This is a genomic window from Sporosarcina sp. P25, assembly GCF_002743235.1.
In the GTDB taxonomy this organism is placed as follows: Bacteria; Bacillota; Bacilli; order Bacillales_A; family Planococcaceae; genus Sporosarcina; species Sporosarcina ureae_B.
Genome location: NZ_PDYV01000016.1, coordinates 33,757 through 46,575 on the forward strand (window position 1 = coordinate 33,757; position 12,819 = coordinate 46,575).

Here is a 12,819-nt window from a genome sequence, read left to right on the forward strand (position 1 = left end):
CGTTGATGGTGGAGGTACGCAGATCAATCACTGTAGATAGTGTGTTAATTATTGTTGTCTTGGAACTCATTTAAGTTCAAAAGCAAGAGTGGTGGAGTGGTGAGGGGATGGAATGGAAGCTCCAGTTGGGGACGCTTTCTGTCCAGGGTCTCGAACTCGCGCTGATCCTCCCAGAGTCGCCGCCAGCTTCCGCTTCAATCCTACGTTGATGGTGGAGGTACGTAGATCAATCACTGTAGATAGTGTGTTAATTATTGTTCTGTCTGGACTTATTTCAGTTCAAGTACAGAAATTCAACACCCATTACAACACTAACTTTAATGCACAACAAAAAGTAACATCCGCTCACATTGCAAGGGATTGGAGCGTAAGAGGGGGCGACTCCGAGAGGATCAGCGTGCGCCTTGAGACCCTGGACGTAGCGAAGCGAAGGAAGCGGCTCAAGCCACGCCCTCCGGAAAGCGTCCCCCTCTGAAGCGTAAATCCCCACCCCAACACTAAGTCCACCCATCCCAAAACAAACTTAGGAAAAAAGATACAGCACACCATTTGCACCTAGCTTTTTACAATGTTAAAATGGAGTGTGACTCAAATATACCTAGACAACGAACTTACAACTGGCAGGTGCGTCCTGCTAATTGATGAAGCTATGAGGATGTGACAATAAATGCTTGGCGTATTGAATAAAATGTTCGATCCAAACAAACGTGACCTAAAACGACTTGAGAAAATTGCCGATCAAGTAGAACTATTGGCTGAGGATATGGAAAAACTGTCAGACGAACAACTGACAGCGAAAACAGATGAATTCAAAGAGCGCTATCAGCAAGGTGAAACCATTGAAGAACTGCAACCTGAAGCGTTTGCTGTCGTACGTGAAGCGTCTCGCCGCGTACTCGGGTTATATCCGTTCCGCGTGCAAATCATGGGTGCTGCAGCTCTGAACGAAGGGAATATCGCAGAGATGAAGACCGGTGAGGGGAAGACGTTGACTTCTACACTCGCCGTTTATTTGAATGCACTGACTGCCAAAGGCGTCCACGTAGTAACAGTCAACGAATACTTGGCTAGCCGTGATGCGGAAGAAATGGGGCAGTTGTATTCGTTTCTTGGCATGACTGTAGGCTTGAACTTGAACAGTCTCAGCAAAGAAGAGAAACGTGAAGCGTATGAAGCGGACATTACGTACAGCACGAACAATGAACTCGGTTTCGACTATTTGCGTGACAATATGGTGCTTTATAATGAACATAAAGTACAGCGCCCGCTTCATTTCGCCGTAATTGACGAAGTGGACTCCATTTTAGTCGATGAAGCACGTACACCGCTGATCATCTCCGGGCAAGCAGCGAAAGCACAGGAATTATATCGATTAGCCAATCGCTTTGTGATCACGCTGAAAAAAGAAGAAGATTACTCATTTGATGAGTCGACTAAAGGTGTTGTGTTAACAGAACAAGGTATTGAAGCGGCTGAGAAGGCATTTAGTATCGATAACTTATTCGACCTGCAACACGTGACGCTAAACCACGCAATCAATCAGTCATTAAAAGCGCATGTAAGTATGCATAATGACGTAGACTATGTTGTGGAAGAAGGCGAAGTGGTCATCGTTGACTCCTTCACGGGACGCTTGATGAAAGGCCGTCGGTATAGCGATGGTTTGCACCAAGCGATTGAAGCGAAAGAAGGACTTGAAGTTCAGAACGAGTCGATGACATTGGCGACGATTACGTTCCAGAACTATTTCCGTATGTATGAAAAGCTTTCTGGGATGACGGGTACAGCGAAGACAGAGGAAGAAGAGTTCCGCAACATCTATAATATGAACGTGATTGCGATTCCGACCAATCAACCGATTGCTCGTGATGACCGCCCAGACTTGATCTTTGCATCCGTGGATGGAAAATATAAGGCGGTTGCGGAAGATATTAGAGATCGACACCAAAAGGGCCAGCCAGTGCTAGTTGGTACAGTAGCGATTGAAACGTCAGAAATCATTTCAGCCTTCTTGAAAAAGTACGGCATTCCGCATAATGTCTTGAACGCGAAAAATCACGAGCGAGAAGCCGAAATCATTCAAGACGCCGGTAAAAAAGGCGCTGTAACGATCGCAACCAACATGGCTGGTCGTGGTACGGACATTAAACTGGGTGATCATATCCAAGACGTTGGCGGTTTAGCGGTCATCGGTACGGAGCGCCATGAGTCACGACGAATTGATAATCAGCTTCGTGGACGTTCAGGGCGTCAAGGAGACCCAGGTGTTACGCAATTCTATCTATCATTAGAAGATGAATTAATGCGTCGTTTCGGTTCTGAACAAATGAAATCGATGATGACCAAGCTCGGTATGGACGATGAAACACCGATCCAGTCGAAAATGGTGTCACGATCAGTGGAATCGGCTCAGAAACGCGTAGAAGGGAATAACTTTGATTCACGGAAACGTTTATTACAGTATGATGATGTACTTCGTCAGCAACGTGAAGTGATTTACAAAGAGCGTAATGAAGTTCTTGGCTCAGAAAATATTCGCCCAGTTCTTGAGAATATGTTGAATTCGGTTATTGAACGCGTTGTGGCGATCCACACTGCAGACAATACCGTATATTCCAAAGGCTTGAAAGACTATCTCGAAGCGAACTTACTGGCTGAAGATACTGTGACGATCGAAGACTTGGAAGGTAAAACACCAGAAGAGTTGCAAACATTTATTCACGAATTGGTCATTGCGCGCTATAATGAGAAAGAGCAAGAAATGTCCGAAGAACGTATGCGTGAATTTGAGAAGGTGGTCTTGTTGCGTGCGATTGATACCAAGTGGATGGATCATATCGATGCGATGGATCAGCTTCGTAACGGAATTCATTTACGTGCCTACGGACAAAGTGATCCACTTCGTGAATACCAGGCAGAAGGATTTGCGATGTTTGAAGATATGCTAATTGCCATCGAAAACGATGCGACGAAGTATGTCATGAAGGCAGAAATCCGCAATAACTTGGAGCGCGAAGAAGTAGCAAAAGGTCAAGCGAACAACCCGAAAGAAGACGGCGCACCGGTTGCTAAAAAGCCGATCCGACGTACTGTCAATATCGGACGTAACGAACCTTGTCCGTGTGGCAGCGGCAAGAAGTACAAGAACTGCCACGGCAAAGCATAAAGAGAAACAACCACTCAGGAGGAAACCATTATGATAGAATTATCCGATGTTCGCAACGATCTCGACAAAACAGCTAAGAAATTAGCGGACTTTAGGGGGTCTCTTTGACTTAGAAAACAAAGAGGCTAGCATGCAGGAATTAGATGAAATGATGTTGGAGCCAGGATTCTGGGATGACCAGGACGCGGCTCAGAAAGTTATTTCACAATCGAATGCATTGAAAGACATTGTCGGTGAATATAACGCATTGAACGAGACACAAGAGAATTTGGAAATGACGCTTGAACTTTTGCGAGAAGAAGCGGACGAAGAGTTACAAGAAGATCTCATTTCCGAATTAAAAGAGTTCAAAAAGAAGATGGAACAATTCGATCTTCAAATGTTATTGAGCGATGAATTTGATAAAAATAATGCAGTAGTTGAAATACACTCAGGCGCAGGCGGCACCGAGTCCCAAGACTGGGCATCGATGTTGCTTCGTATGTATACACGCTGGGCTGAGCACCACGGCTTTAAAGTCGAAACTCTCGATTATCAAGCAGGTGACGAAGCGGGCGTGAAATCTGTCACACTCGGAATTAAAGGGCATAATGCATATGGCTACTTGAAAGCGGAGAAAGGTGTGCACCGACTCGTTCGGATCTCTCCATTTGACTCTTCAGGTAGACGTCATACATCCTTCTCTTCCATTGAAGTCATGCCGGAGTTTGACGGCGACATCGAATTGGATTTGAAGACGGAAGATATCAAAATTGATACGTACCGTTCAAGCGGTGCCGGCGGACAGCACGTCAACACGACGGATTCCGCTGTACGTATGACTCACATTCCAACGGGTGCGATTGTTACGTGTCAAACGGAACGTTCACAAATTAAGAACCGGGAGCGTGCGATGAATCTTTTGAAAGCGAAGATTTACCAGATTCGCGTGGAAGAAGAGGAAGCACGTTTAGCGGATATCCGTGGCGAGCAGAAGGAAATTGGTTGGGGCAGTCAAATTCGTTCGTATGTTTTCCATCCCTATTCTATGGTGAAAGATCACCGTACGAATGAGGAGACAGGTAACGTGAGTTCTGTGATGGATGGCGAGATCGATCAATTTATCAATGCATATTTACGTTCGAGAATTTCTTAATCATAGAAAGGCAGCCGAGCAAGTCAGTTTTTCATGACTTCGTTCGGCTGTTTTTTTTACAGAGTAGCTCATATGCATATGTAGTGAAGGATAAACTAGTTGCCTTGTGCACATATGTGAACTTTTGTCACATTTGTCGTTTGAATATTACAAAGACATTACAATATTACAGACTGTGACAAAGAGTGATCTTTATTCATCCCAAATTACGTGGGAGACCGTAAATTTCCTCGCCATTTTGATCATGTGACAAAATGTAATGTTTACTAACCGGATATTTGGTCAATACTATATATGTACTTACTACCAAAGCGTCTTTTTATGGGATGAAATAGACAAAATACACGATTATCCTGGATAATTTGTAACTTTATGATCTCTATTCACCATAAATCGATTAATATTTGGTATACTACTATATGTTAGAAAAAATTAAGTAAAAGGAGGGTATTACATGAAGAACAAACTATTAGCTACACTCTTCGGAGCAGCACTAGTTCTCGGCGCTTGTGGTGGAGGCGACGATAACGCTTCAGAACCAAATAATGACGCGACAAACGACAACGGCGCGGCTACTACTGATGTAGATGCAGAAGCAGTTGTACAACAAAGCTGTGCATCATGTCACGGAGGAAACTTAGAAGGTGGAGCAGGTCCAGCACTTGATAAAATCGGTGCAACACTTTCTGAAGAAGAAATCCACGACGTGATCGTTAACGGTAAAGGCGCTATGCCTCCTGGTGTTATTAAAGGCGAAGAAGCAGACGCAGTTGCTGCTTGGTTAGCTGAAAAGAAATAATAACAATTCAATCAATCGTCTCCAAGACTTCCTTGGGGGCGATTTTTTTTGTCTATAAGTTGAATGAAAGATTTTAGGATATACTAAGTTGATTTTCGTTCCAGGCGGCGACTCCAGCGGGAACAGCGCGAGCTGAAAGCCCCGCAGGTAGCGAAGCGAACGAGGAGATTGAAGCCGTGCCCGCGGAACGCGTCCGCCTGGAACGGAAATCAACGGTTTCCATAGGATGACTACTTCTTATGTTCATCTTATATAGATCCATAAAATAAACCAATTTTCACTATTTCTTTAGCTTAATCAATTGATACATAACTGTAATACATGGTAGAGTCAAGGCCATGCTATAATAAAAATGGCGAATATGAGAGAAAAACAAAATTCAGGTGGTTATGATGTATGATTGTAATGAAAAATGTATACAAAAAGTACCCGAATGGTGTTGTAGCCTCTAACGGAATTCACGTCGAAATCGAAAAAGGGGAATTTGTATATGTTGTCGGACCGAGTGGCGCGGGTAAATCCACGTTCATTAAAATGATGTATCGTGAAGAAGTCCCGTCTAGTGGATTGATTTACTTCAATAATACGGAACTGACAAAAATGCAAAGAAGAGATGTCCCTTATTTGAGAAGACAAATTGGCGTAGTATTCCAGGATTTTAAACTACTGCCAAAACTGACTGTCTACGAAAATGTTGCGTATGCGCTAGAGGTAATTGAAGAATCACCGAGCGTCATTCGTCAAAAAGTGACAGAAGTTCTGAAATTAGTAGGGCTCACCAAGAAAACGAGAATGTTTCCAAATGAACTGTCAGGTGGCGAACAACAACGCGTATCGATTGCACGATCGATCGTTAATAAACCGAAGCTCGTCATTGCAGACGAACCGACAGGGAATTTAGATCCAGAGACTTCATGGGAGATCATGAAGATTTTTGAACGGATAAATGCACAAGGCACAACGATCATTATGGCAACACATAATAAAGATATTGTGGATAATCAACCACATCGCGTGATACAGATCGAAGGCGGACTCATCACACGAGATGAGAACGAAGGAGAATACTCCAATGAAATCTAGAACAGTACGACGTCATATTCGGGAAAGTTTCAAAAGCTTAAGTCGAAATGGTTGGATGACTTTTGCATCAGTTAGCGCAGTGACCGTGACTTTACTATTAATCGGCGTATTCATCGTCATCATGATGAACTTGAATCAACTGGCTGATAACATCGAAAATGATGTAGAAATCAAAGTAGTCGCGGAACCAGGTGCTAGTAAAGATGAAGTCCAAGAACTATTGAAGGAAGTCAAAGAAACCCCAGGTGTTGCCGAAGTCAAGTATTCCTCGCGAAAACAGGAATTGGAGCAAATGATTCAGTCATTTGGTGATGAGTTGGCGCTCTATAAACAGGACAATCCCCTCGGTGATGCATTATATGTTAAAGCGGATAATCCCAAAAACACAGCATCCATCGCAAATGAAATTGCCACGTACCCGCATACTTTTGACGTGGAATACGGTGAAGGAAAGGTAGAAAAACTTTTCCATGTCTTAAAAATAGGACGAAACATCGGACTGGGCTTAATATTGGCATTGCTGTTTACTGCTATGTTCCTCATATCGAATACGATCCGACTCACCATTGTGGCGAGACGTACAGAAATCGATATTATGAAACTGGTTGGTGCAACAGATAGTTTCGTACGGATTCCTTTCATGCTCGAAGGCGTGTGGCTTGGCATTTTCGGTGCGATCCTTCCGATGGCTTTAATGACGACATTTTATTCGAAGTTGTATAGTTTTTGGGAAGGTCGTTTGCAAAATCAATTATTCCATTTGCTTGACCCTAACCCATTCCTATTACAATTGAACTTTTTACTACTATTCGTCGCCGTCTTTATTGGCGTATGGGGTAGTTTCATGTCAGTCAGGAAATTCTTGAAATCGTAAGTTTGACTAAGGAGAGAACTAGGATTTGATAAAAAGACATAAAATCGTTTCAAGTGTCCTTGCGATTTGTTTGCTTACCACGACGGTTGGCAGTGCAGATGTATTCGCAGACTCTCTGAAAGATTTGCAGAATGAAAAAAATGCAGCAGAAATCAAAAAGAAAAATTTAGATTCTACTATCCAGAAAAAAGAAATTCAAATACAGGAGAAGCAGTCGGAAGTCGATGTACTGGTCTCCCAAATTAAAAAACTGAATGACAAAATTGAAGAAACCAATCAAAATATGGATCGGATCATTGCAGAAATGAATCAGACTCAAATTGAAATTGATGAACTTCAGTCTTCTATTAAAGAATTAGAGATTCGGATCAAACAACGAGACGAAGTTTTACGTGAGCGTGTTCGCGTGATGCAAGTCAAGGGGAATAAAGTAAGTTATTTGGACGTGCTTCTTGGTGCTAACAGCTTCGCGGATTTCATTGACCGCTTCTCGGCAGTATCTACATTGATGGATGCAGATCGAAAAATCATTCAACAACAAGAAGAAGATATCGCGTTGCTAGAAGAAGAAAAGAAACTGGTAGAGCAGAAATTAGCTGAACAAAAAGAGCGCAAGCAAAAAATTCAAGCAATGAAAGACGAATTGTATAATAAAAAGCTCGAAAAAAGAGAAGTGGTAAATAAGCTTGAAAAGAGTCAGGAAAAACTTTCAAGTGAAAAAGGCGCGTTAGAAGAAGAATATAGCGAAACGGTAGCATTCAGTTCTGAATTGGAAAAGAAAATTATCGCAGAACAAAATCGTTTGGCAGAAGTCGCTCGCAAAGAACAAGCGAGAAAGCAAAAGTTGCAGCAAGAAAGATTGGCAGCAGCAGCAGCTGCGGCAAACAGTGGTTCGCCAAGTTCCATTGCCGCTCCGCCTGTCTCAAGCGGCTCTTGGACAAAACCGACAACGGGTAGGTTCAGTTCAGGATTTGGCTGGCGGATTCACCCGATATCGAAAGTGAAAAAACAACACCGTGGAATGGACATTAGCGCACCAACAGGAACTCCAGTTGTAGCAGCAGGAGATGGTGTCGTATCGTACGCGGGCAGTATGGACGGATTGGGTAACGTGGTCATGATCACGCACTCCATGAAAGGTCAGATTTTGACGACGGTCTATGCTCACCTATCAACTATTGGTACAAGCTCAGGACAATCTGTCGATAAAGGTCAACTCATTGGAGCGGTCGGTTCGACAGGAAACTCTACAGGTCCGCATTTGCATTTTGAAGTGCATGTAGGAAACTTCTCCGCGACAGGTCCAAGTGCAGTCAATCCTTTGCATTACGTTTCTTTTTAATATAGCATAAACTGAAAACCTGCCTGAATAGGTAGGTTTTCATATGTTTATAGAAAGAATAGGGGGAGTGACGATGCCGGTTACGCAGTATTATCCAATCGGGTCGATTACAATGCCGTCTTCTTGGATTGCGTTCATTGCGGGTTTCATAGTGACCTATCTTTTCATTCGATTATACGTTGGTAAAGTACATAGCGAACGAATCGGTGATTTATTTTTCCATGTCGTAATCATTTGGAAATTGTCAGTGATTTTAACGGACTTTTCTATGGTCATGAAAAATCCGCTCTCTATCCTTTATTTTCACGGAGGGACGTTCGGCTGGATACTCGGGCTAGTCGTAGCCGGTGTATGGATGCTCCGTCGAGTATATAAAGAGAAGTGGGAGCGTATCGATAAATGGTCGGTATTGCTTGCATTGATTTGTTGGCAGGCTGTCTACCAAATCGCTATGACATTTCTTAATGAAGGCAGTCTGGTAGTGAAAAGTGCAACGGTTCTATTATTTATCGCCGTCTTTGTATTGTCATGGTGGTGTGAACAAAAGAAAGTCAATACAGTGAGCGATCTTGCGGGTGTCTTGATAGCGGTTCATTTTTTCGTGTCAGCCATCCAAGGAAATCTACTGAACACAGCATTCATCACGACCATTTTCATCGGTTTGTTACTGTTTGGAATAGATAGAGCTACGGCACAACCAATTAGTGGAAAGGAAGAGGTAGAGTGAGTAGGAAAACGCTTGGATATATCATCACGGCATGTATCATCGGTACGTTAATCTTCATCATGGTAGAAAATACAGTCGGACAGAAAAAAGCGGTAGAAACTCCGATTACACAAGTGAATCCGGAAGATGCAGTGCAAGGGGAAGAAGAAGGTTTAGAGCAATATTCACCTGCCCCGGACTTTACACTGGAAACTCTTGCAGGCGAAACGGTGACGCTTTCCGAGTTAAAAGGGAAAAAAGTGATTTTGAACTTCTGGGCGACATGGTGTCCTCCGTGTAAAGCAGAAATGCCGCATATGGAAAGCTTTTATTCGAAACTTACGGATGAAGACCAAGTAGAACTCATCGCAGTCAACGTCACGGAATCCGAAAGACTGGGTATAGATGAAGTAGAAACGTTTGTAGATTCTTATGAATTAAGCTTCCCGATTCCATTAGATAAAACAGCGGAAGTCACACATAAATATGGTGTGATCTCGATGCCTACAACGTTTATGATTGATACACAAGGGCGCATTGCACAAAAAGTCGTGGGGCCATTAGATGAAAAAACGTTGAATGAATTAGTCGACTTCATGGACTGAAAAAAGAGTCTGTTCTCGTGTCGTAACTTCTTGTCTTTCTTCATATAGTGAAGAGAGGAGGAGGTTATGAATGCGTAAGAGCAGGCTTTTTTTGGCGGGGGTGTTATTACTGATCGGCGCCATATGGCTAAATGGCTGTGGAAAGCAAGAAGCTGCAAAGAATGAGTCGATCAGTAAGTTGCCTGTAGTGGATGAAGTGTTCGAAAAGATTCAGGAGAGAGCAGTGTATCCAGTCAAGAAGGACGAGCTGATTGAAGGGGCATTGCGTGGGATGACCGATACGATCGGCGACCCGTATTCGACGTACTTGACCGAACAGGAAGCGGAGTCTCACCGGGAATCACTCGCGGGATCACGTGTCGGGATTGGTGCGGAAATGACACGGACGAACGGTAAGTATGTTGTTGTAGCTCCAGTAAAAGGAGGCCCGGCGGAAAAAGCGGGATTACAGCCTTATGATGAAATTGTGCGTGTCAACGGTGAACGGTTGGCCAATGAAACACTACGTGATGTAGTCAATATGATACGAGGCGAAAAAGGGACGGAAGTGAAGTTGACTATTTTCCGACCTGAAGCGGATAAGCATATGGAATTCACGATCACACGCGATCATATGCCTGTGCAGTCTGTTTCGCATCAGTTAATTAAAGAACGGGATGCTAAGCTCGGGTACATAGCGCTAAGCATGTTTGGTGAAGAGACAGCAAAAGAGTGGCAAAAGGCTACGTCTGACGTCATCAAAAAAGGTGCCCAAGCGATCATCATCGATGTGCGCGGTAATCCGGGCGGCTATTTGAAGGCTGTATCCGAAATTTCCAGTAGTCTATTGGAAGAAGATCGAACGTTTGTCGTGATGCAAGATGCACAAGGGAATTTAACGCCTGTTTCAACGGAGAAAGACGACAAGCTTTCATTCAATGAACGTTTGAAACAAATTCCGATTGTCATCGTACAAGATGTTGGTAGTGCGTCGGCGAGTGAAGTGTTGAGTGCAGCGATCAAAGATCTGAAACGCGGTGAGATCATCGGCACAACCAGTTTCGGAAAAGGAACTGTACAAGAAACGATGGAATTATCCAATGGCGGAGAATTGAAGCTATCGACGAGTAAATGGTTGACGCCTAAAGAGAAGTGGATTCATGGCAAAGGAGTCACAGCGGATATTGAAGTAAAACAGAATACATTATTCACTGAGCACTTACAAATGGTGACGGATACGATGAAAGAAGGGCATTTCAATGACCAAGTTGCATATGCGCAACGCATGCTCAAAGCATTTGATCATCGTCCAGGTAGAACAGATGGCTATTTCGATCGTGAAACGGCAGAAGCAGTACATGCATTTCGTGCGGAGTATGAAATTAAAGAAGGCTATGATATGGACAGAGAATTCTTCATGGCATTAAAAACGGCTGCAGAAGAATATCGAGCGGAGCCAAAGAACGACAAACAGTTACGTATGGCGGTCGATTTCCTCGTCAATGAATTGGGGAAATAATAGCAGAGGCGGTTCGACAAGGTCTTGGAAACAAGACTTGCGGACAGCCTCTTTTTTTTTATGCAATTTAGCTTAAATTGGAACTTCCTTAAGAACTCTCTCGCTATTTTCCTTCTTTTTTTGTACAATGAAGAAAAGAGCTATAAAGACAAGCGAGAAAGGTGACAGAAGATGTCTAGCGAACTATTACTTAATTTAAAAGATGCATTACTTTACTTTTTTCTGAATCCAGTCTGGCTAATCGCTTTAGTGGCTGCCTATATGCTTGGCAGTAAACGCGTAAGTCGCGAGCGAACAGATTTCAATGTGGGCATCAACAAAGGTTCTACTGAAATGAAACACATTCTTTCAGTAGGTTGGTTGCACGGTCTTGTGTTATCGATTCTGATTGCCGGTGTTGGGTTGATCGTCGATTTTAACTGGATCATTCTTTTATCCATTATCATGTTGCTCGTTATTGTATCATTCTCCTATAAACTAGCCTCACCGATTTATTATGTTACTATCGCGTTCTTTGCGCTATGGGCATTGGATCGTTTTGCGGGAGACTTTTCAATCGGCACATGGTTTGTTCAAGAAGACTTGGACTTCTTCGGTACATTAGCTATTACGGTACCGATTATTGCAGGATTATTGTTAATTTCAGAAGGCTTATTAGTTCGTCGTCATGCGGCGCGTCATACGTCTCCATCATTCGTTCCGACACAGCGCGGCATGCGTGGTGCAATTTATCAGTCGAAATTACTTTGGCTCGTGCCAGTGGTATTTATAGTACCCGGACATATGGTAGCGGAATTTGCTCCGTACTGGCCGCAATTCACACTAGGCTCAGAGCAATTTTCATTCATTCCAGTACCTGTAGTGATCGGATTCTCGCAATGGGTTCGTTCTACGTTCCCGGACGTGCTACTTCCTAAAATGGGCAAAGCGATCGCTTGGCTCGGTGTAGCTGTCGTGGTTGTAGGTATCGGTGCAATTTGGATGCCTGTGCTTGGTTGGGCAGCATTGCTTGCAGGGGTCTTATGCCGTATCTTGTTGAGTGCTATGATTTCACTATCAGAACGCAATAAGCAAGTATTGTTAGTGCCTCAATCAGAAGGTGTCTATGTAGTAGCGGTTCTTAACGATTCGCCAGCAGAGAAAATGGGCATAGTCCCAGGTGATTTGATCAAGTCGGTAAACGGCATTTCGATTCATAATGAAGATGAATTATATGATGCCATCCAAGTCAATGCTGCACACTGTCGTTTGCAAGTAATCGGCCGTGATCAAGAAGTACGTCTAAAGCAACAAGTGCTGTTCCGTCATGACCACTTCCGTCTAGGTATTGTGGTTGTGCGTTAAAAGGGGAGAACAATATGCATGATTTCGAAACGAAGTTACTGTTTGCGATGTTGTTGCCAGGGATTTTAGTGGTATTTTTTACGCGCGTGACATTTCATCACGTCGTTGGATTAATATTGACATTGTCGCTCATCGCAGCGTCGGTCTATGCAGGGTATACGCATAACTGGTTGTTGTATGTAGCGGATGCAGTGTCTTTGACAGTAGGTTTTTGGTTTGCGTCGCGCATGGTGAAGAATGCGCGACTGAATCAAGCCGAGGAGTGAA

11 protein-coding genes are annotated in these 12,819 nt (G+C 43.4%); all 11 read left to right on the plus strand.

Translation table 11 applies throughout. The annotated features are described in order from the left end of the window. Positions 1–667 precede the first annotated feature (667 nt). The 11 genes from secA to CSV70_RS12840 all read left to right on the plus strand — a co-directional run bounded on the left by secA (position 668) and on the right by CSV70_RS12840 (position 12,818). Complete coding sequence (secA, locus tag CSV70_RS12790) at positions 668–3,166, plus strand: preprotein translocase subunit SecA (protein WP_099661168.1); 2,499 nt, start codon at positions 668–670, stop codon at positions 3,164–3,166. A gap of 33 nt (positions 3,167–3,199) precedes the next feature. Further along, positions 3,200–4,301 (plus strand): peptide chain release factor 2 gene (gene prfB / locus CSV70_RS12795; RefSeq protein WP_099628044.1). Its coding sequence is split into 2 segments (ribosomal slippage): positions 3,200–3,271 and positions 3,273–4,301, totalling 1,101 coding nucleotides; the frame shifts between segments, so codons are not numbered across the junction. A gap of 454 nt (positions 4,302–4,755) precedes the next feature. After that, a complete protein-coding gene (gene cccB, locus CSV70_RS12800) occupies positions 4,756–5,100 on the plus strand; it encodes a cytochrome c551 (protein WP_085133025.1) in 345 nt (114 codons plus the stop codon). A gap of 396 nt (positions 5,101–5,496) precedes the next feature. Then, on the plus strand, positions 5,497–6,183 hold the full coding sequence (gene ftsE, locus CSV70_RS12805) for a cell division ATP-binding protein FtsE (RefSeq protein ID WP_085133026.1): 687 nt from the start codon (positions 5,497–5,499) through the stop codon (positions 6,181–6,183). After that, entirely contained in the window at positions 6,173–7,057 is an 885-nt protein-coding gene (gene ftsX, locus CSV70_RS12810) for a permease-like cell division protein FtsX (RefSeq protein ID WP_085133027.1), read from the plus strand. The genes ftsE and ftsX overlap by 11 nt, the downstream gene beginning before the upstream one ends. Positions 7,058–7,082: 25 nt before the next feature. Continuing rightward, a complete protein-coding gene (locus CSV70_RS12815; RefSeq protein WP_233191811.1) occupies positions 7,083–8,399 on the plus strand; it encodes a murein hydrolase activator EnvC family protein in 1,317 nt (438 codons plus the stop codon). A gap of 43 nt (positions 8,400–8,442) precedes the next feature. Then, the gene (locus tag CSV70_RS12820) at positions 8,443–9,126 is read left to right on the plus strand and encodes a hypothetical protein (RefSeq protein ID WP_143560436.1); all 684 of its coding nucleotides are present in this window, start codon (positions 8,443–8,445) and stop codon (positions 9,124–9,126) included. Then, positions 9,123–9,710 (plus strand): redoxin domain-containing protein, encoded by a 588-nt coding sequence (locus tag CSV70_RS12825; protein WP_099629562.1) that lies wholly within the window; start codon positions 9,123–9,125, stop codon positions 9,708–9,710. Before CSV70_RS12820 ends, CSV70_RS12825 begins: the two co-directional genes overlap by 4 nt. Positions 9,711–9,780: 70 nt before the next feature. Further along, on the plus strand, positions 9,781–11,208 hold the full coding sequence (locus tag CSV70_RS12830) for a S41 family peptidase (protein ID WP_085133030.1): 1,428 nt from the start codon (positions 9,781–9,783) through the stop codon (positions 11,206–11,208). Between the two features lie 171 nt (positions 11,209–11,379). After that, the gene (locus CSV70_RS12835; RefSeq protein ID WP_099629563.1) at positions 11,380–12,552 is read left to right on the plus strand and encodes a PDZ domain-containing protein; all 1,173 of its coding nucleotides are present in this window, start codon (positions 11,380–11,382) and stop codon (positions 12,550–12,552) included. Between the two features lie 14 nt (positions 12,553–12,566). Next, positions 12,567–12,818: a CsbA family protein gene (locus CSV70_RS12840; RefSeq protein ID WP_085133032.1), complete on the plus strand. Its 252-nt coding sequence runs from the start codon at positions 12,567–12,569 to the stop codon at positions 12,816–12,818. The last annotated feature ends 1 nt before the right edge of the window (position 12,819 follow it).

What these genes read in the sequence shown, in the direction of transcription:
- secA (WP_099661168.1), top strand. Translation starts at nt 668, where the DNA reads ATGCTTGGCGTATTGAATAAAATGTTCGATCCAAACAAACGTGACCTA.
- cccB (WP_085133025.1), top strand. Translation starts at nt 4,756, where the DNA reads ATGAAGAACAAACTATTAGCTACACTCTTCGGAGCAGCACTAGTTCTC.
- ftsE (WP_085133026.1), top strand. Translation starts at nt 5,497, where the DNA reads ATGATTGTAATGAAAAATGTATACAAAAAGTACCCGAATGGTGTTGTA.
- ftsX (WP_085133027.1), top strand. Translation starts at nt 6,173, where the DNA reads ATGAAATCTAGAACAGTACGACGTCATATTCGGGAAAGTTTCAAAAGC.
- CSV70_RS12820 (WP_143560436.1), top strand. Translation starts at nt 8,443, where the DNA reads ATGTTTATAGAAAGAATAGGGGGAGTGACGATGCCGGTTACGCAGTAT.
- CSV70_RS12830 (WP_085133030.1), top strand. Translation starts at nt 9,781, where the DNA reads ATGCGTAAGAGCAGGCTTTTTTTGGCGGGGGTGTTATTACTGATCGGC.
- CSV70_RS12835 (WP_099629563.1), top strand. Translation starts at nt 11,380, where the DNA reads ATGTCTAGCGAACTATTACTTAATTTAAAAGATGCATTACTTTACTTT.
- CSV70_RS12840 (WP_085133032.1), top strand. Translation starts at nt 12,567, where the DNA reads ATGCATGATTTCGAAACGAAGTTACTGTTTGCGATGTTGTTGCCAGGG.